Consider the following 19,063-nt stretch of genomic DNA (forward strand, 5'->3'; position numbering starts at 1 on the left):
GCCGGTTCAGTCCACCGCGTCCCGTACGACGTCCGGATTGTTGGTGATGATGCCGTCCACCCCGAAGCCGTCCACCCGCGCCGCCCCCGCCGCGTCGTTCACGGTCCAGGTGCTGATCCACAGCCGCTTGCCGTGCGCGCCCTTGAGCCGGTGCACCGCGGCCACGTACTCGGCCGAGATAGAGGTGTGCGTCGGGTTGATCTGGTCGGTGAACGCCGCGTACGACGGCAGATCGGCGACCGCGGGCGTACCGAGGAAGCCGGTCGTGATGTCGGGCCGCTGCTGGTGCACGGCCTTCACGCTGCCCGCGCCGAAGCTCTGGATGACCAGCCTGTGCTTGACGTGGTGGCGGTCGAGCCAGCCCTCCTCGCGCAGCACCCGCAGGGTGTCCTTCTCGATGCCCGGGTAGGTCTCGGGCTTCTTGATCTCCAGGAGCAACTTCTGGCCGTTGTCGTCGACCCGGTTCAGATACTGCTTGAGCGTCGGCACTCGCGCACCCGCCCACTTCGGGCCGAACCAGCTGCCCGCGTCCAGCGTGGCGATCTCAGCGGCCGTGAAGTCATTGATCTTCCACGGCGCGCGCCCGGGGAAGCGCTGCTCCACGTCGGTGGTACGCGCCAGGGAGTCGTCGTGGACGACGACCAGCTCGCCGTCCTTGGTGCGCTGGACGTCGTTCTCGACCCAGGCGAAGCCCATGTCGGCGGCGAGATCGATAGCCGCGAAGGTGTTCTCGGGCGCGTACGCGGAGGCGCCGCGGTGGGCGATCACAAGGGGTTCACCGTGCCGGCCCGCGGTCTGGGCCGCGGCCTCGGCGGCCTCTGTCGCGGGGCCCTGAAGCAGCAGCGCGCTGACTCCCAGGAAGGCGGCGGCCGTTGCTGCGGCGGGTCGTACGTACACCTGGACTCCTCACGGCGTCGGGTCACGGACGGGCCGACGGTGGCAGTTGACGGCCAACGTGGAACAGGCGAAGTATGGCCAGAACGTGAACGGATCCGCCCAGAACGAATCACGTGACAGTTTCTGTGTCGATAAATCTCCGTTCAATTGTTTGCTTACAGTGGCGAGAGCCCTACTCTCGCCCCCGGACCAGACGTTCCGTCAGGGATCGCGGGGATCACAAGGAGCGAAGGGCTTACCGGCATGCAGGGGACTGTCGACGGATTCAGTTACGGCCTCGTCACACCCGTGGCGGCCTACATGATGGCGTGCCTCGGCGGGGCCCTCGGCCTGCGCTGCACCACCAGATCCATCCGCAACGGGCGCTCCTTCAAGCCGGGCTGGCTCGCCCTGGGCGCGACTGCCATCGGCTCGGGCATCTGGACGATGCACTTCATCGCGATGATGGGCTTCACCGTCGCGGAGGCCCCCATCGGCTACGACAGAGCGACGACCTTCGCCAGCCTGGCGGTCGCAATCGTCATGGTCGGCATCGGGATCTTCATCGTCGGATACCGCGGCGCGACCCCCATGGCCCTGGTCACCGGCGGCACGATCACCGGCCTGGGGGTGGCCTCCATGCACTACCTCGGCATGGCCGGAATGCGACTGCAGGGACGCCTCGAGTACGACACCCTGACCGTCGTACTCTCCGTCGTCATCGCCGTCGTGGCCGCCACCTCGGCACTCTGGGCGGCCGTATCGGTCCACGGCTTCCTGGCGAGCCTCGGGGCCAGCCTGGTGATGGGCATCGCCGTGAGCGGCATGCACTACACCGGGATGGCGGCGGTCAGCGTCCATCTGCACGGGGCGGCCGGCACAGGCGACTCGGCCGCCAGCCTCCTCGCGCCCATGCTGATCGGCCCGGTGGTCTTCCTGCTCATCGCCGGAGTGGTGGTGATGTTCGACCCGCTGCTCGTCATGGGAGCGCCGGACTGGCAGCGGGCCGCCCAGGGGGTTCCCGCCCGCCCCGGAGTGCCCGCGCAGCGCGCCGGGCAGCGGCAGGGACAGCCCGCGGCCTGGGCCGCCGACCGGTCCCCTCGCCGGGGCGCGCCGCGGTCCGGCGACTGGTGAGTGCCTGAGGCCACAGCGGATCGCCCCCGGTTGTCAGTGGTGGGTCGTACGGTGGATCCATGCGGCCCGTTTCCAAGATCGAACGTACGGTGGCGCCCTTCGAGGTCGTCAGTCCCTACCAGCCCAGCGGCGACCAGCCGACGGCCATCGCCGACCTGGAGCGGCGCATCCGCGCAGGTGAGAAGGATGTCGTCCTGCTGGGTGCGACCGGCACCGGCAAGTCGGCGACCACCGCCTGGATGATCGAGCAGCTTCAGCGCCCCACCCTGGTGATGGCGCCGAACAAAACCCTGGCCGCCCAGCTGGCGAACGAGTTCCGCGAGCTCCTGCCGAACAACGCCGTCGAGTACTTCGTCTCGTACTACGACTACTACCAGCCCGAGGCGTATGTCCCGCAGTCGGACACCTACATCGAGAAGGACTCCTCGATCAACGAAGAGGTCGAGCGGCTGCGCCACTCCGCGACGAACTCCCTGCTCACCCGCCGCGATGTGATCGTGGTCGCCTCCGTCTCGTGCATCTACGGCCTCGGCACCCCGCAGGAGTACGTCGACCGGATGGTGCCCCTCAAGGTCGGCGACGAGATCGACCGCGACCAGCTGCTGCGCCGCTTCGTCGACATCCAGTACACGCGCAACGACGTGGCCTTCGCGCGCGGCACCTTCCGGGTCCGCGGCGACACCATCGAGATCTTCCCGGTCTACGAGGAGCTCGCCGTCCGCATCGAGATGTTCGGCGACGAGATCGAGGCGCTCTCCACCCTCCACCCGCTCACCGGCGAGATCATCAGCGAGGACGATTCGCTGTACGTCTTCCCGGCGAGCCACTATGTGGCGGGCCCGGAGCGCATGGAGAAGGCGGTCAATGGCATCGAGCTGGAGCTGGAGCAGCGCCTCGCCGAGCTCGACAAGCAGGGCAAGCTGCTGGAGTCCCAGCGACTGCGCATGCGCACGTCGTACGACATCGAGATGATGCGCCAGATCGGCTCCTGCTCCGGCATCGAGAACTACTCGATGCACTTCGACGACCGGAGCCCCGGCTCCGCGCCCAACACCCTCCTCGACTACTTCCCCGAGGACTTCCTCCTCGTCATCGACGAGTCGCATGTCACCGTGCCGCAGATCGGCGCGATGTACGAGGGCGACGCCTCGCGCAAGCGGACCCTGGTCGACCACGGCTTCCGGCTGCCGTCAGCCCTCGACAACCGGCCGCTGAAGTGGGAGGAGTTCCAGCAGCGGATCGGCCAGACCGTCTATCTGTCGGCGACCCCGGGAAAGTACGAACTCTCCCGCGGCGACGGCTTCGTGGAGCAGATCATCCGCCCTACCGGACTGGTCGACCCGGAGGTCGTCGTCAAGCCCACCGAGGGCCAGATCGACGACCTGGTGCACGAGATCCGCCTGCGCACCGAGAAGGACGAGCGAGTCCTGGTCACCACCCTCACCAAGAAGATGGCCGAGGACCTCACCGACTACTTCCTCGAACTGGGCATCCAGGTCCGGTACCTGCACAGTGACGTCGACACCCTGCGCCGGGTCGAGCTGCTGCGCGAACTGCGCGCCGGTGAGTACGACGTGCTGGTCGGCATCAACCTGCTGCGTGAGGGCCTCGACCTCCCCGAGGTGTCACTGGTGGCCATCCTCGACGCCGACAAGCAGGGCTTCCTGCGCTCCGGCACTTCGCTGATCCAGACCATCGGCCGCGCGGCGCGGAATGTCTCCGGCCAGGTCCATATGTACGCGGACACCATCACCCCGGCGATGGCACAGGCCATCGAGGAGACCAACCGCCGCCGGGAGAAGCAGGTCGCTTACAACACCGAGCGCGGCCTCGACCCGCAGCCGCTCCGCAAGAAGATCAACGACATCGTCGCGACCATCGCGCGCGAGGAGGTCGACACCGAGGAGCTGCTCGGCAGCGGCTACCGCCAGGCGAAGGCGGACAAGCCGGGCAAGGGCGCCAAGGCGCCGGTCCCGGTGCTCGGCGGCCGGGGCGGAAAGACGGGCGCGGTGCTCACCGACCGGCCCGCGGCCGAACTGGCCGGGATCATCGAGGAGATGACCGACCGGATGCGGGCCGCTGCCGCCGACCTGCAGTTCGAGATCGCCGCACGGCTGCGCGACGAGGTGAGCGAGTTGAAGAAGGAGCTGCGCCAGATGAAGGAGGCGGGCCTCGCCTGAGCCCCACACACCTGGTGTGTTTCAAGACCGACACAAAAACGAGCCAATTCTGCTGCGCCCTTGGCGCTACTGCGTAGGGTTTCAGTCCAACCGCCCAGACAGGCGGCCGAGGGGAACGTTCTGAGAGGGGACAGCGCGTGAGCGTCAACTTGTCCAAGGGACAGGGCATCAGCCTGCAGAAGTCCGACGGGGGCGAACTGAGTGCGGTGCGGATGGGCCTGGGCTGGCAGGCGGCCCCTCGCCGTGGACTGTTCGGGTCGCGCACGAGGGAGGTCGACCTCGACGCGTCGGCCGTGCTGTTCGCCGACAAGCAGCCGGTGGACGTGGTCTTCTTCCGCCACCTCGTCAGCGACGACGGCTCGGTCCGGCACACCGGAGACAACCTGGTCGGCGGCGCGGGCTCGGGCGGCGACGACGAGGCCATCCTCGTCGACCTCCAGCGGGTGCCGGTCCACATCGACCAGATCGTCTTCACGGTGAACTCCTTCACCGGGCAGACCTTCGCAGAGGTGCAGAACGCGTTCTGTCGCATCGTCGACGAGACCAACAGCCAGGAGCTCGCCCGCTACACGCTCACCGGCGGTGGCCAGTACACCGCTCAGATCATGGCGAAGGTGCACCGCGTGGGCGGCGGCTGGCAGATGACCGCCGTCGGCACCCCGGCCAACGGCCGTACCTTCCAGGACCTGATGCCGGCGATCCTGCCGCACCTGTAGGCGCGGAGCGTACGGAAGACACGCAGCTCCCGGAGGCACCAGGCCGCCGGGAGCTGCACCGCTTACCACCACCGCACAGCACTGAGGGGACAGAGCGATGACGGCCGAGCTGGTCCGGGGGCAGAACCACCCCTTGCCCCACACCCGCCTGGAGATTCGGGTGTCGGCAGGCCATCCGGTCATGGCCTGCGTCACCTGCTCCGACCCGCAGGGAGCCGTGCGGGACGAGTGGATCGCGCACCCCGGCTCACCCACGCTGCCCGGCATCGAGGTGCCCCGGCGGGCCACCGAAGCGCCCCGGTTCACCGTCGACCTGGACGCGGTGCCCGAGGCGGTGCATCAGGTCAATGTGCTGCTCGCCCTCCCCGAAGGCACCGCCGGCCCGGCCCACTTCGGCGCCACCGCGGCTCCCTTCGTCGCCGTCATCGGCCAGCAGGACGCCGAGCTGGCGAGCTTCACCATCACCGGCCTTGACGCCGAGACCGCGCTCGTCGCGGTCGAGCTGTACCGCCGCCAGGGTGCCTGGAAGGTGCGCGCGGTGGGTCAGGGGTACGCGGGCGGGCTCGCGGAGCTGCTGGCCGACCAGGGGTTGCACACGGCCCGCGAGACAGCCGCCGGCATCCAGGAGACGGCGGCCATGCGCACACCCCGGGCGGAGCCGGCGCAGCTGCGTACGAGCGGCGCCGACGGCGGGTACACCAGGCCGGCCATGCCGCGGCCGAGTCAGACGCCGGGGCCGAGTCAGACGCCCGGGCCGGACGCGACGCTTGCGCCGGGGCCGGACGTGACCCTTCCGGACGGCCTTTCGGCCGCCGGCACCCAGCCCGGCGCCGCGGGCTCCCAGCAGACGCCCACGCCCGACGCCCCGCAGCCGGCGGGCGGGCCGATCAACTACGCGCACCCGCGGCGCCAGTCCGTCGCGCCCCCGCCGCCGCCCCCGGCCGCCCATCCCGCCCAGCCAGGGCAGCCGGCCCCGCCCGTCGCGGGCGACGCCACCGGCTGGTCCATGGAGGAGCGGCTCTACAACCAGATCTGGGGCATGTTCGAGGACCTGGCCCGTAGCGTCGCCGCGTACCGCAGCGCCGTCGACTTCGCCGAGACCCGGCTGGACCAGGAGCTCGACCAGGTGCTCTCCGACCCGCGCAGCCGCATCGGCGGCGCCGGGGACGCCGCCCGCGAGGCGGCCCGCACCAAGTGCGAGCTGCTGACCGACCGGGCCCGCGAGGTCCTCGACCGAGATCTGGCCCAGCTCACTGCCGAGTCCGAGGTCGTCGAGCCCGCGCTGCCGCCCGCCTTCGCCCGCTGGGACAATCCGGCCTGGCATGCGTACCGCGTCCCGATGGAGATCCCGATGGCGCTGCGCCTGGGCGATCTCCAGCTGCCCGAGAGCCCCGAGCTGCGCATTCCGTTCCTGGTGCGGCTGCCGCTGGAGCGGGGGCTGTGGGTGGACAGCGGACGTTCCGGCTCCGAGACGGCGATGGTGCTGGACGAGGCACAGCTGCGCAAGCTCGCCCTGGACTGCGCGATCGCGCTCGCGGCCCGGCTGCTCGCGGTCTATCCACCGGGCGAGTTCACGGTCCATGTCATCGACCCGGCGGGCACCGCGGCCCCCTCGCTCGCCCCGCTGGTCGGCTCCGGGGTCCTCGCCGGTCCGCCGGCGGCGGGCGCGCAGGGCGTGAGCGACACGCTCGCCAAGCTCACCCAGCGGGTGGACCTGGTGACGATGGCGGTCCGCGGCGGCGCGGCCGACTCGCTCCCGCCCGACCTGGACACCGCCGAGCAGCTGCTGATAGTCAACGACTTCCCACACGGCTTCGACGACCGCGCGGTTACCCAGCTGCGCTACCTCGCCGACGAGGGCCCGGCGGTCGGCGTCCATCTGCTGATGGTGGCGGACCGCGAGGACGCGAGCGCGTACGGACCGGTACTCGACCCGCTCTGGCGCTCGCTGCTGCGCATCACCCCGGTCCCGGACGACCATCTGGCCGACCCGTGGGTCCGGCACGCCTGGACGTACGAGCCGCTCACCGTGCCGCAAGGCAGCGCCGTGCTGCGCCAAGTGCTGGACCAGGTGGCCGAGGCCCGTCGCTCCTGGCGTCGCTGACCTGCACACTTGAAGCCCGCTTTACCAAGCTCTTTACCTTCCCTTGGGGATTCCTGTACGCTCCTTTGAGCGGAGGGGAGTACTCCCGGCTGCGGCGTTCCCGTCAATACGGACCGATACCGGTCCCGGGGCGCCGGCCCGTGGCGGCATAGCCGCTCGGCGGGTGGAGGAGACCTCCGGCAGCGACGACGCTGATCAGTAGCCGTACGACGCCGGAGGCGCAGTGGACGTTTCATGGACCCTGTGGGTGCTGACCATCCTTGGTCTGTGTGCCCTGATCGCAGTCGACTTCTTCATCGGGCGCAAGCCCCATGACGTGTCGATCAAGGAAGCCGGAATCTGGACCGTCGTCTGGATCGTTCTGGCCGCTCTCTTCGGCCTCGGCCTGCTGATATTCGGCGAGAGTCAGGCATCGGGAGAGTTCTTCGCGGGCTTCATCACCGAGAAGTCGCTGAGCGTCGACAATCTCTTCGTCTTCGTCCTGATCATGGCGAAGTTCGCGGTGCCGTCCCACCTCCAGCAGCGGGTGCTGCTCGTCGGCGTACTGATCGCTCTCGTCCTGCGCGCCATCTTCATCGCCGCCGGCGCCGCGATCATCGCCAGCTTCTCGTGGGTCTTCTACATCTTCGGCGCGTTCCTGATCTACACCGCCTGGAAGCTCATCCAGGAGGCGCGCTCCGACGAGGAGGAAGAGGAGTTCGAGGAGAACCGCCTCCTCAAGTCCATCGAGAACCGCTTCGGCGTCGCCGACAAGTACCACGGCACCAAGCTCTTCATACGCAACAACGGCAAGCGCGTCCTGACCCCGCTGATGGTGGTCATGCTCGCCATCGGTACCACCGATGTGCTCTTCGCGCTGGATTCCATCCCCGCGATCTTCGGCCTGACCCAGGATCCGTACATCGTCTTCACCGCGAACGCCTTCGCGCTGATGGGCCTGCGCCAGCTGTACTTCCTCATCGGCGGACTGCTGAGGAAGCTGGTCCACCTCAGCTACGGCCTGTCGGTGATCCTCGGCTTCATCGGCGTCAAGCTGGTGCTGCACGCACTGCACGAGAGCGGGGTGCATGTCCCCGAGATCTCGATTCCGTTCTCGCTGGCGGTCATCTGTGGCGTGCTGATCGTCACCACGATCACCAGCCTGATCGCCTCGAAGAAGAAGGCGGAGCGGGAAGTGGCGGAGGCGGCGGAGTCGGATGAAGGGTCTCAGAAGGACAGCGTCGAGGCCTGACGCACCTCACCGGCGGGGTGCGGACGGCGTTGCCGTCGCACCCCGCCGGTGCCTCCCCTTCCGGGCGCCCCCGTCGACGCGCGGCGGCCTGCTACGGCGTGGCCAGTGCCTCGGTGGGAGACAGACGTGAGGCGCGGACGGCCGGATAGAGGCCGGCCAGCGCGCCGATGGCGAGGGTGGCGCCGACGCCGCCGAGCATCGCCCACGGCGGGACCACCGCGGGCCAGCCCTGGTAGACGGCATAGCCCGCGGTGACGCCGACGCCCAGCACGGCCCCGCCCACTCCACCCAGGGCGGAGAGCAGCAGCGACTCGGCGAGGAACTGCGTACGGATCTGGCCCCGGGTCGCCCCCAGCGAGCGGCGCAGCCCGATCTCCGCCCGCCTCTCCAGCACCGAGATCACCATGGTGTTGGCGACCCCCACCCCGCCGACGAGAAGCGCCACCGCGCCAAGTCCCAGCAGCAGCCCGGTGAAGGCCTTGCCCGCGGCCTGCTGGGCGGCGAGCGCGTCGGAGGGGCGGGACACCTCCACCTCGCCCGGCGCCTGGGGGTTGGCCGTGCCACCCAGGACCGACTGGACCGAGGGCACGGCCGCGTCGTCGGAGCGGGTGTAGATGGTTGTGGGGTGCCCGTCGAAGCCCAGATACGTCCTGGCCGCCGACCAGCCGACGAGCGCCGCGGTGTCCAGCTCCGGCGCGAGTGGCGTCGGCCGCAGGACGCCGACGACGGTGAACCACCGCTGGCCGATGAGCACTTGGGTGTCAGGACCGAGGCGCCCGATACCCAGCCGCTCCGCTGCCGAGGCACCGAGCACCGTAGCCGGATACTTGCTGGTGGCCGCGTTCAGCCAGGTGCCGCTGCGCAGCTCGGCACCGGTGGTGGCGGGCAGGTCGGTGCGGGCGGCATAGGCGCCGAGCCCGTTGGTCTCCGCCAGGGGGATCTTGCCGGTGCGGTAGACCTTCGCGTCGTCGAGCGCGCCGATGGCCGACACCGACCGGACCGGGCCGATCCGGGAGACCAAGGCCGTCGTCAAAGGAGCAGTCCTCCCAACCCGGTCGCCGGGGCCGGGTTTGGGCGGATGGCTGCGCTCCGTCATGATCGGGAGCGCAGCCGGGCAGTGTCAGCGAGGACATCGAATGGTGCCGGGCCCGAACGGCAAGGACGTGACACCCATGCGCGTACAGGAAGAGGGGCGGCCGCCCGCCCCCGCTCTGCGGCTCGACCGGGCCGCGGAGCCGCCGCAGGGCGCCGTTCTGCTGCTGCACGGGGGTACGGCCGACGCCCTGGAGCCGCCGACGCAGTGGAACCTGCCCGGCGTCCGGATGCGCCCCTTCGCCCGGGCGATCGCGCGCGCCACGGTCGACCACGATGTGGTGCTGGGCAGAGTCAGCTACCGCCACCGCGGCTGGAACGGCGTGCGCGCCGACGCGGCGCGTGACGCGCTGCGCGCCCTGGACGAACTGGCCTTTCTCACCGGGCCGGTTCCGGTCGTCCTGGTCGGCCACTCGATGGGCGGCCGGGCCGCCCTGCGAGCCGCGAGCCACCCCCTCGTGGAGGCCGTCGTCGGCCTCGCCCCGTGGTGCCCGGCCGGAGAGCCGGTGGCGCATCTGGAGGGCAAGCGCGTCGTCCTGGTGCACGGCGACCGCGACCGGGTGACGGACCCGCGCGGCTCCTGGGAGCTCGCGGCCGCGGCACGCGTAGCCGGCGCCGAGTCCTGCGCGCTGCGGATGCCCGGCGGCGACCACGCCATGCTCCGCCGCGCCGGCGTCTGGCACGCGCTCACTGCCCGCCTGGTCACCGGACTCCTGCGGCTGGGACCGCTGCCGTCGGCGGTGGCGGACAGCTTCGACGACTTCGACAGGTTCGGCGACTTCGGGCCGAACGACGTCCCGTCGGCGGACGGCAGTTGAGACGGCGGCGTACGAGAGCGCGGAACGAGAGGGCGGAATGAGAGCGCGAAACGAGAGCGCTACCAGCCGCGCTTGCGCCACTCCGGCAGATGCGGCCGCTCGTCGCCCAGCGTCGTGTCCTTGCCGTGCCCCGGGTAGACCCAGGTCTCGTCCGGAAGCACGGCGAAGAGCTTCGTCTCGACGTCGTTGATCAGGCTCGCGAAGGCCTCGGGGTCCTTGCGCGTGTTGCCCACCCCGCCGGGGAAGAGGCAGTCGCCCGTGAAGACGTGCGCGTGGCCGTGCGGGTCGTCGTAGACCAGGGCGATCGAGCCGGGAGTGTGCCCCACGAGATGACGGGCGGTCAGCTCGACGCGGCCCACCCGGATCGTGTCCCCGTCCTCGACGAGCACGTCGGTCGGGACGGGGATGCCCTCGGCGTCGTACCGGCCGGCGTAGGTGCGGGCACCGGTCGCGCGGACGACGTCGGCCAGCGCCTGCCAGTGATCGCCGTGGCGGTGGGTGGTGACGACGGACGCGATGGAGTCGTCACCGATCAGCGTCAGCAGCGTCTCGGGTTCATTGGCCGCGTCGATCAGCAACTGCTCGTCGGTGGCCCGGCAGCGCAGCAGATAGGCGTTGTTGTCCATCGGGCCGACCGCGACCTTGGAGATCATCAGGTCTGGGAGTTCGTGCACATCCGCAGCGCCGCCGACCTTCACCACTCCGCTGTACGTCATGGGGTCAGCCTATAGCGGGGGCAGTGCCGGAAGCAGGCCTCCCGCAGTGTCCAGATCCGCCCCGTCGCGGCGGCCGGCGAGCCACCCGAGAAGTGCGGGGGCGGGGCCGGTGACCGTCACCGGGGCGCCCTCCGTGCCGCCCGTGTGCCACTCGCCGGAGCCCTTGCCGGCCGCGACGATCCGGGTCGGCGGGACGTCCGCGCGCCCGGAGAAGCGATGGGCGAGGAAGGCGATCTCCCGATCGGTGAACTCCTCGGGCAGGTCCTCCAGCTCGTAGCCGATGTCCAGGTCGACGTGGTGCAGCTCGACCTCGACGAGCCGGCGGAAGGGGACGCGGGCCGCGGCGTCCGTGATGCCGTTGCGCAGCTCGACCGTGCGCCTCCAGTCGGCGGGGACCTCGCACGCGGACTGGAAGCGGACGGCACTCTCGCGTACGTCGGCGAGCTGGGCGGCGAGCGGGCGGTGTGCGTCCCGCCCGATGTCCGTTTCGCGCGCCTCGGCGCTCACATACATCGGGCGGCCCTCGAGAACATTTACGAGCGCGTCAGCGTTACGGGAGAGGTGGGCCAGCACATGGCCGCGGCTCCAGCCCGGGAGCCGGGACGGTGCGGCGGCCCCGGAGTCGTCAAGACCGGCGGCTGCGGTGAGGAGCCGGTCGGTGGCTTCACGTACAGAGGCCAGGTCACGCAAGGGATCGATCATGGGGCCGACGATAGCCCCGTGACTCGATCGGGTGAAGGTGGTAGCGCGTGGCCGTAATTCGAATGCGCGTGCTATAGGCTCAGTGGAGGCATCCTGGTTGCAGCAGGCATTTCACAGCTTGGAATCCAAACGATCCGGCGGCCCCCATAGTCTGGGACGGGGGCTGTGCCCCCGCTTCTCTCAAGAAAGGTGCGGACCGGCGTGGCCGACCGTCTCATCGTTCGTGGCGCTCGCGAGCACAACCTCAAGAACGTCTCGCTCGACCTCCCGCGTGACTCCCTCATCGTGTTCACCGGGCTCTCGGGGTCGGGCAAGTCGTCCCTCGCGTTCGACACGATCTTCGCCGAGGGGCAGCGCCGGTACGTCGAATCGCTCTCCTCGTACGCCCGGCAGTTCCTCGGCCAGATGGACAAGCCGGACGTCGACTTCATCGAGGGCCTCTCCCCGGCCGTCTCCATCGACCAGAAGTCGACCTCGCGCAACCCGCGCTCGACGGTCGGCACCATCACCGAGGTCTACGACTACCTCCGGCTGCTCTTCGCCCGTATCGGCAAGCCGCACTGCCCCGAGTGCGGCCGGCCCATCTCGCGCCAGTCGCCGCAGGCCATCGTCGACAGGGTGCTGGAGCTGCCCGAGGGCAGCCGCTTCCAGGTCCTCTCTCCCCTCGTGCGCGAGCGCAAGGGCGAGTTCGTCGACCTCTTCGCCGATCTCCAGACCAAGGGATACAGCCGGGCGCGGGTCGACGGACAGACGATCCAGCTGGCCGAGCCGCCCACGCTGAAGAAGCAGGAGAAGCACACCATCGAGGTGGTCGTCGACCGCCTCACCGTCAAGGACAGCGCCAAGCGCCGGCTGACCGACTCGGTGGAGACCGCGCTCGGGCTATCCGGCGGCATGGTCATCCTCGACTTCGTCGATCTCGCCGAGGACGACCCCGAGCGCGAGCGGATGTTCTCGGAGCATCTCTACTGCCCGTACGACGACCTGTCCTTCGAGGAGCTGGAGCCCCGCTCCTTCTCCTTCAACTCACCCTTCGGCGCCTGCCCCGACTGCACCGGCATCGGCACGCGCATGGAGGTGGACCCCGAGCTGATCGTCCCGGACGAGGAGAGGTCCCTCGACGACGGAGCGATCCACCCCTGGTCGCACGGCCACACCAAGGAGTACTTCGGGCGGTTGATCGGCGGTCTTGCCCAGGCCATCGGCTTCTCCACCGACATGCCCTGGGCCGGGCTGCCGCAGCGCGCCAGGAAGGCCCTGCTGTACGGACACAAGACCCAGGTCGAGGTCCGCTACCGCAACAGATACGGACGGGAGCGGGCGTACATCTCGCCCGCCTTCGAGGGGGCAGTCCAGTTCGTCAAGCGGCGGCACAGCGAGGCCGAGAGCGACTCCAGCAGGGAGCGCTTCGAGGGCTATATGCGCCAGGTGCCCTGCCCGACGTGTCAGGGCACCCGGCTGAAGCCGATCGTCCTCGCGGTCACGGTGATGGAGAAGTCCATCGCCGACGTCGCCGCGATGTCGATCAGCGAGTGCGCGGACTTCCTCGGCGAGCTGAAGCTGAACGCCCGCGACAAGAAGATCGCCGAGCGGGTGCTCAAGGAGGTCAACGAACGGCTGAAGTTCCTGGTCGACGTGGGCCTCGACTACCTCTCGCTGAACCGCGCGGCCGGCACGCTCTCCGGCGGCGAGGCCCAGCGGATCCGGCTCGCCACCCAGATCGGCTCCGGCCTGGTCGGAGTGTTGTACGTACTGGACGAGCCGTCCATCGGCCTGCACCAGCGCGACAACCACCGGCTCATCGAGACCCTTGTCCGGCTGCGCGACATGGGCAACACCCTCATCGTCGTCGAGCACGACGAAGACACCATCAAGGTGGCCGACTGGGTCGTCGACATCGGCCCGGGCGCCGGCGAGCACGGTGGCAAGGTCGTGCACAGCGGCTCGCTGAAGGATCTCCTCGCCAACAAGGACTCGGTGACCGGGCAGTACCTCGCGGGGAAGCGGTCCATTCCGACGCCCGACATCCGCCGGCCCATGGACCCGACCCGTCAGCTCACGGTCCACGGCGCCCGTGAGAACAACCTGCGCGACATCGACGTCTCGTTCCCGCTCGGCGTGCTCACCGCGGTCACCGGTGTCTCGGGCTCCGGCAAGTCGACCCTGGTCAACGACATCCTCTACACCCACCTGGCCCGCGAGCTGAACGGCGCCAAGTCGGTGCCGGGCCGCCACACCCGGGTCGACGGCGACGACCTTGTCGACAAGGTGGTGCATGTCGACCAGTCGCCCATCGGCCGTACGCCGCGGTCCAACCCGGCGACGTACACCGGCGTCTTCGACCATGTCCGCAGGCTCTTCGCGGAGACGATGGAGGCCAAGGTCCGGGGCTATCTCCCCGGCCGGTTCTCCTTCAACGTCAAGGGCGGCCGCTGCGAGAACTGCTCGGGCGACGGCACCATCAAGATCGAGATGAACTTCCTGCCGGATGTGTACGTCCCGTGCGAGGTCTGCCATGGAGCGCGCTACAACCGGGAGACCCTGGAGGTCCACTACAAGGGCAAGTCCATCGCCGAGGTGCTGGACATGCCGATCGAGGAGGCGCTGGACTTCTTCGAGGCCGTCCCGACGATCGCCCGTCATCTGAAGACCCTCCACGAGGTGGGCCTCGGCTATGTGCGGCTCGGCCAGTCCGCGCCGACGCTCTCGGGCGGCGAGGCCCAGCGTGTGAAGCTGGCCTCGGAGCTCCAGAAGCGCTCCACCGGCCGCACGGTCTACGTCCTGGACGAGCCGACGACCGGTCTGCACTTCGAGGACATCAGCAAGCTGATCAATGTGCTCTCCGGCCTGGTCGACAAGGGCAACACGGTCATCGTGATCGAGCACAACCTGGACGTCATCAAGACCGCGGACTGGGTCGTCGACATGGGCCCGGAGGGTGGCAACGGCGGCGGCCTGGTCATCGCCGAGGGCAGCCCGGAGCAGGTCGCGGGAGTGCCGACCAGCCACACCGGCAAGTTCCTGCGGGACATCCTGGACGCCGAGCGGATCAGTGACGCGGTGGTGCCGGCGGCGCGCAAGGCGCCGAAGAAGGCGGCGGCCAAGAAGACCGCCGCGGCGAAGAACGCGGTCGCCGCGAAGGCGGCGCCGGTGAAGAAGACGGCCACGGCCAGGACCGCCCCGGCCCGCAAGGCCTGACGCCGGTCACCGTCGTGTCCTCAAGCGCCGGACGGGCTGGAAAATCCGGCCCGTCCGGCGCTTGAGGACGAACCGGCTGCCGGACGGCCCCGGCTTCTCCCACAGCCGTCAGCCGTTCAGCTCCCACGCGTACGGCGGCTCCGCGCCCGTGCGGGAGCAGGTCACCGCGGCCGCCCGGGACGCGAAGTGCAGCACCTCGTGCCACCCCTCCGCGCCCAGACCGGCCAGGGCGTTCGCCGACAGGGCGTCCCGGGCCGCGAGGCCGTGCAGCAGGGCCGCGTTCACCGTGTCGCCCGCGCCGATCGTGTCCGCTACGGTCACCGCCGTGGCCGGGACCGAGACCTCAAGCCCGCCCCGCGTCCGTACCGACAGCCCCGCCGCACCCCGCGTCAGCACCACCGCCGCGGGCCCCTCCGGCATACCGCCGAGCCACCGGGCGTCGTCCTCCGACAGCTTCAGCAGCGACACATACGGCAGCCAGCCGGCGAAGCGCGCCCGGTAGGCGTCCGCGTCCGGGATCAGACCGGCCCTGATGTTCGGGTCGAGCAGCGTGAAGATCCCGCGCCCCGCTTCCCGTCGCAGCAGCGCTTCGTACGCACTCGCGCCCGGCTCCAGCACCAGCGAGCAGGTCCCGAGGGCCAGTGCCCGTACGGAATCCGGCAGTTGGGGCGGCAGCTCGAAGAGCCGGTCCGCGCTGCCCTGCACATAGAAGCGGTACCCGGCGGAGCCGTCCGCGCCTATGCTCGCGACCGCCAGCGTCGTCGGCTCGGGCCCGCGCTGGACGAGGGACGTCCCGACCCCCGCCGTACGCAGCCCGGCCAGCAGTGCCTCGCCGAAGCCGTCCGTCGAAACCCGGGAGCAGAAGCCGACCGTCGCGCCGAGCCAGCCGAGCGCGACAGCCGTGTTGTACGGACCGCCGCCGAACCGCGGCAGCAGCATGGGCAGCGGGTCGCCGACCCCCTGCGGGACCAGGTCGATCAAGGACTCTCCGGCGACGACGATCACGGCGAGAACGTAACCCATCCCTTGCGGGGGCGACCAGGGAGCCCGCCAGGAGGGCCGCCGATCTCCGCCGGTATCGTCGGGTCTGTCACCGACGCCCTGATCAGTGGAGTTTCCATGTCCGGCCAGCCAGCCGCCCGCCGTACCGTGCTGAAAGGCGCCGCCCTCGCCGGGGCAGCCGGGCTGGGGGTCGCGGCCTGCTCCACCGAATCGAAGCTCGGCCACGCCGAGAACCCCACCCCCACCGCACCCGTCGATCTCGGCGCGGCCGACGCCGTCCCGGTCGGCGGCGCCAAGCTCTACCGCGAGCAGCGCCTGGTCGTGAGCTGCCCGGCCAAGGGCCAGTACAAGGCATTCAGCGCGCAGTGCACGCACGCGGGCTGTGTCCTCGAGAAGGTCGAGGGCACCGAAGGCAACTGCCCCTGCCACGGCAGCCGCTTCGACGTCACGACCGGCAAGGCGCTCCAGGGCCCGGCGACCGTGCCGCTCCCCGAGGTCCCGATCAAGGCCGAGGGCGGCAAGCTCGTCGTCGGCCCCGAGGCGTAAAGCACGACAGCGAGCGTCAGTCCCAGTCCCAGTCGATCCCCAGGATCCCCGGCCGTACGCCCTGCTCCACCAGATGGACCGTGCGGTGCCGGCCGCTCAGCGTCAGATCCGTCCTGGCGCCGCGCGGCGCTCCCGTCGTGGCCTGCGCGAACCGCCGGCACCGCACCGGCAGCGCACCCTCGTCGAAGCGCACCTGCAGGACGTACTGCCCGCCCGCGAAGCTGAAGCCGCGGACGTACTCCTCGCTCGGCCCGCCGGTCCCGTCCTCGAAGCCGTAGCCGAAGAGGTACGTCTCACCCGCGCGCAGCCGGGCGTCGAAGAGCAGCTCCGCGATCAGCACCCCGGTCTCCCGGTTCCACCGCACCCGCCCCGTGCGGCAGTTCTCCAGCGCGCTGACCTCCACCCGCGCGGGATCGCAGCCCGGATCGCCGTGGTGGATGGCCAGATAGCGGTCGATGCCGTCGCGGTGGGCGCGTACGACATGCGCCGAATCGCGCCCCAGCAGCTCGCGCCCCGCCCCGATCCGTACCCGCTCGTGGTGGCCCACCGTGTGCAGCCCGCCGTCCGCAGGCGACTCCAGGTCGGCAAGCAGCTGCTCCACCGCGCCGGAGGCCTCCACCAGTGAGCGGTAGGAGCGCGTGGCGGGGCGCTCGAAATCGGTTCGCGCGCCGCCTTCTCCGACGCCGAGCAGCCGGATCAGCGAGTTCCCCGGCAGTTCGAGTACGTCCTCCAGAGCACGCACGGCGCGCAGCGACTCGGGGCGCTGCGGGCGGCGCGCGCCCTGCTGCCAGTAGCTGAGGCTGGTCACGCCCACCTTTATCCCGCGGTGCGCGAGATGGTGCTGGACGCGCTGGAGCGGCAGCCCGCGCACCGCGAGGGCAGCGCGTAGCGCCAGATGGAACGGGCCGGTGTGCAGCACCTGCGCCAGATCGGCCTCGGTGTGGCCCATGGTTCCTCCAGCGACTTGCGGGAATTGAGTGAACGTTCACGACAGGGGCGAGCCGCTGTGGGTGGGCGGCGACCGGCGTCCAGGTGGAGCGGGACGGAGGTGTTCACATCCCGGCCGTAGCGTTCACAGCGCCGTGTCACCCCGCATTGAAGCGTGTTGACCCGCCTCCGACAAGGACTGATGCTCATCCGCAGCGTCCGGACGCGATCCTCCATCCCCACCCCCACCGGGAGGAACGCGATGCGCACAGAGAGCAAGCCAAAGAGCACAGCAATCAGACGGCTGTCCGCCGCAGCCGTCGTTCTCGCCGCACTGTTCACTCTGCCCCTGTCGACGGCGACCGCCGCGCCGACCGACGACCAGTCCGACTCGTCCGCCCTCGCCTGGAGGCGCCTGAACATAGCCATGCAGGCCCAGCAGAAGACCAACTGGTGCTGGGCAGCGGGCGGCAACACCATCGCCGCGTACTTCGGCAGGAACTACTCGCAGAACCAGTTCTGCAACGCCGCCTTCAACCGCCAGCAGGGCAGCGAGTGCCCCAACTCGCAGGCCACGCTGGGCAATGTGCAGAACGGTCTGCGCTGGGCGGGCATCAACTCCGGTTCGTACGTCACCGGCTGGCTGGGCTACCCGACCGTGCAGACGGAGATCGACGCGGACCGCCCCATCGAGACCCGTATCCAGTGGTCGAGCGGCGGGGGCCATATGCATGTGATCTACGGCTACGACACCGCGAACAGCTGGGTCTACTGGGGCGATCCATGGCCCTCCAGCGACCGCTACAACTGGGCCTCCCACGCCTGGTACGTCAACAACAGCTCCTTCTCCTGGACCCACTCGCTCTACCGGATCGGGGCGTGAGCGCGATGAAGAGGACCTCACGAGCGACCGCGCGAGCCGCCGTCACCACCGCCGTCGCGGCCTGCCTCTCCCTCGGCGCCATCGGTACGGCCACCGGCGCAGGCACGGCCACCGGCGTAGGCACCGCCACCGGCGTCGCCACCTCCACCGGCCCCTCGGCGGCGGACCGGGCCGCGGCCCGCCGCGTCGCCACGGCCCCCGCAACCCTGGAGACCCTGTCCCGTTTCTTCGCCCGCGACGGTGCCGTCAGCAAGGCGGCGGCGGCTCCCCGCGTCGAAGGCGCGACCGTCCCCGTCCACACGCTCGCCCCGGAGTTCGTGGCCGGAAAGGCGGGAGCTCCCGTGGCGAAGGAGGAGTTCCTCGCCAGTCGGGCGGTCTCGTCGGACGGGCAGCAGGCCTCGCTGTGGACGGCCCGACAGGGCGGTCAGTGGCAGGTGGTGAACATCGCCACCGGCGACGACGAGTTCCGCTACGCGCGGCTCGGCGACCAAAAGCTCCCCGGCGGCACCGTCTTCCGCGAACCGCAGATCGACGCCTGGTACGTCAACAAGGGCACGAAGGTGCTCCCGTTGGACGAGGACGCGATACGCGCGGTGGGCAGCCGCGGCACGACGCTCACCGCCTACCAGGACCGGGTCCGGGCCGCGTACGCCGACAAGCTCCCGGGGTCGGCGTACGCGAAGAAGGGCGGCGCGGGCGGCTACGCCGTGCATGAGGAGAAAGACAGGAACGGCGGCGTCACTTTCGCCTCGGCGGCCGCCGGAGCAGGCGCCCTCGCGGCCCTCGTCCTGTGCGGGCCGGCGGCAGTCCGTCTGCGCCGCCGCGCCTGATCGGCCGCGGCTCCGCCCCGGACCGCGTACGGCCTTCGGTCGTGCCCTCAACGCCGGGCGGCTGAATTTCAGCCCCTCCGGCGCTTGAGGTGGGGGGAGGGGGTTCGG

General features: G+C 70.3%; 15 protein-coding genes and 1 pseudogene. 10 read left to right on the forward strand and 6 right to left on the reverse strand.

What is annotated here, in order from left to right; translation table 11 throughout:
* Positions 1-6: 6 nt before the first annotated feature.
* Entirely contained in the window at positions 7-897 is an 891-nt protein-coding gene (locus tag QFZ67_RS29940; protein WP_307664172.1) for a glycerophosphodiester phosphodiesterase family protein, read from the reverse strand.
* A 243-nt stretch (positions 898-1,140) separates the two neighbouring features.
* On the opposite strand from QFZ67_RS29940, the gene QFZ67_RS29945 reads away from it, so the two are divergent.
* The 5 genes from QFZ67_RS29945 to QFZ67_RS29965 all read left to right on the forward strand — a co-directional run bounded on the left by QFZ67_RS29945 (position 1,141) and on the right by QFZ67_RS29965 (position 8,241).
* A complete protein-coding gene (locus QFZ67_RS29945) occupies positions 1,141-2,010 on the forward strand; it encodes an MHYT domain-containing protein (RefSeq protein ID WP_307664174.1) in 870 nt (289 codons plus the stop codon).
* Positions 2,011-2,069: 59 nt separating this feature from the next.
* Positions 2,070-4,190 carry an excinuclease ABC subunit UvrB gene (gene uvrB / locus QFZ67_RS29950; protein WP_307664175.1) on the forward strand — a complete coding sequence of 707 codons (2,121 nt, stop codon included), beginning with the start codon at positions 2,070-2,072 and terminating at the stop codon, positions 4,188-4,190.
* Between the two features lie 137 nt (positions 4,191-4,327).
* The gene (locus QFZ67_RS29955) at positions 4,328-4,906 is read left to right on the forward strand and encodes a TerD family protein (protein WP_307664176.1); all 579 of its coding nucleotides are present in this window, start codon (positions 4,328-4,330) and stop codon (positions 4,904-4,906) included.
* 97 nt (positions 4,907-5,003) lie between these two features.
* Positions 5,004-7,010, forward strand: coding sequence for a TerD family protein (locus QFZ67_RS29960; protein WP_307664177.1), 2,007 nt, complete (start codon positions 5,004-5,006; stop codon positions 7,008-7,010).
* Between the two features lie 223 nt (positions 7,011-7,233).
* Positions 7,234-8,241 carry a TerC/Alx family metal homeostasis membrane protein gene (locus tag QFZ67_RS29965; protein WP_307664178.1) on the forward strand — a complete coding sequence of 336 codons (1,008 nt, stop codon included), beginning with the start codon at positions 7,234-7,236 and terminating at the stop codon, positions 8,239-8,241.
* A gap of 91 nt (positions 8,242-8,332) precedes the next feature.
* Here the strand turns inward: QFZ67_RS29965 and QFZ67_RS29970 are convergent.
* A pseudogene (locus QFZ67_RS29970) lies at positions 8,333-9,289 on the reverse strand (ABC transporter permease); the annotation flags it as partial.
* Positions 9,290-9,413: 124 nt separating this feature from the next.
* Between QFZ67_RS29970 and QFZ67_RS29975 the strand changes: the two are divergent.
* Positions 9,414-10,151 carry an alpha/beta hydrolase gene (locus tag QFZ67_RS29975; protein ID WP_307664180.1) on the forward strand — a complete coding sequence of 246 codons (738 nt, stop codon included), beginning with the start codon at positions 9,414-9,416 and terminating at the stop codon, positions 10,149-10,151.
* Between the two features lie 59 nt (positions 10,152-10,210).
* On the opposite strand, the gene QFZ67_RS29980 is transcribed toward QFZ67_RS29975, so the two are convergent.
* Both QFZ67_RS29980 and QFZ67_RS29985 read right to left on the reverse strand, forming a co-directional pair.
* Positions 10,211-10,867, reverse strand: coding sequence for an MBL fold metallo-hydrolase (locus tag QFZ67_RS29980; protein ID WP_307664181.1), 657 nt, complete (start codon positions 10,865-10,867; stop codon positions 10,211-10,213).
* Positions 10,868-10,876: 9 nt separating this feature from the next.
* Entirely contained in the window at positions 10,877-11,569 is a 693-nt protein-coding gene (locus QFZ67_RS29985) for a maleylpyruvate isomerase family mycothiol-dependent enzyme (RefSeq protein ID WP_307664182.1), read from the reverse strand.
* A gap of 201 nt (positions 11,570-11,770) precedes the next feature.
* On the opposite strand from QFZ67_RS29985, the gene uvrA reads away from it, so the two are divergent.
* Complete coding sequence (gene uvrA / locus QFZ67_RS29990; protein WP_307664183.1) at positions 11,771-14,767, forward strand: excinuclease ABC subunit UvrA; 2,997 nt, start codon at positions 11,771-11,773, stop codon at positions 14,765-14,767.
* A 108-nt stretch (positions 14,768-14,875) separates the two neighbouring features.
* Here uvrA and QFZ67_RS29995 read toward each other — a convergent pair whose 3' ends face one another.
* Positions 14,876-15,772, reverse strand: a complete 897-nt coding sequence (locus tag QFZ67_RS29995) for a carbohydrate kinase (RefSeq protein ID WP_307664184.1) — start codon at positions 15,770-15,772, stop codon at positions 14,876-14,878.
* Between the two features lie 114 nt (positions 15,773-15,886).
* Here QFZ67_RS29995 and QFZ67_RS30000 point away from each other — a divergent pair, with 114 nt between their 5' ends.
* Positions 15,887-16,315 carry a Rieske (2Fe-2S) protein gene (locus tag QFZ67_RS30000; protein ID WP_307664185.1) on the forward strand — a complete coding sequence of 143 codons (429 nt, stop codon included), beginning with the start codon at positions 15,887-15,889 and terminating at the stop codon, positions 16,313-16,315.
* Positions 16,316-16,331: 16 nt separating this feature from the next.
* On the opposite strand, the gene QFZ67_RS30005 is transcribed toward QFZ67_RS30000, so the two are convergent.
* Complete coding sequence (locus tag QFZ67_RS30005) at positions 16,332-17,264, reverse strand: hypothetical protein (RefSeq protein ID WP_307664186.1); 933 nt, start codon at positions 17,262-17,264, stop codon at positions 16,332-16,334.
* Between the two features lie 240 nt (positions 17,265-17,504).
* Between QFZ67_RS30005 and QFZ67_RS30010 the strand changes: the two genes are divergently transcribed.
* Together QFZ67_RS30010 and QFZ67_RS30015 are read left to right on the forward strand one after the other, a co-directional pair.
* The gene (locus QFZ67_RS30010; protein ID WP_307664187.1) at positions 17,505-18,125 is read left to right on the forward strand and encodes a papain-like cysteine protease family protein; all 621 of its coding nucleotides are present in this window, start codon (positions 17,505-17,507) and stop codon (positions 18,123-18,125) included.
* 5 nt (positions 18,126-18,130) lie between these two features.
* A complete protein-coding gene (locus tag QFZ67_RS30015; RefSeq protein WP_307666016.1) occupies positions 18,131-18,955 on the forward strand; it encodes a hypothetical protein in 825 nt (274 codons plus the stop codon).
* Positions 18,956-19,063: the final 108 nt, after the last annotated feature.

Origin of the sequence: Streptomyces sp. V1I1, from assembly GCF_030817355.1 — a bacterium.
Lineage (GTDB): Bacteria > Actinomycetota > Actinomycetes > Streptomycetales > Streptomycetaceae > Streptomyces.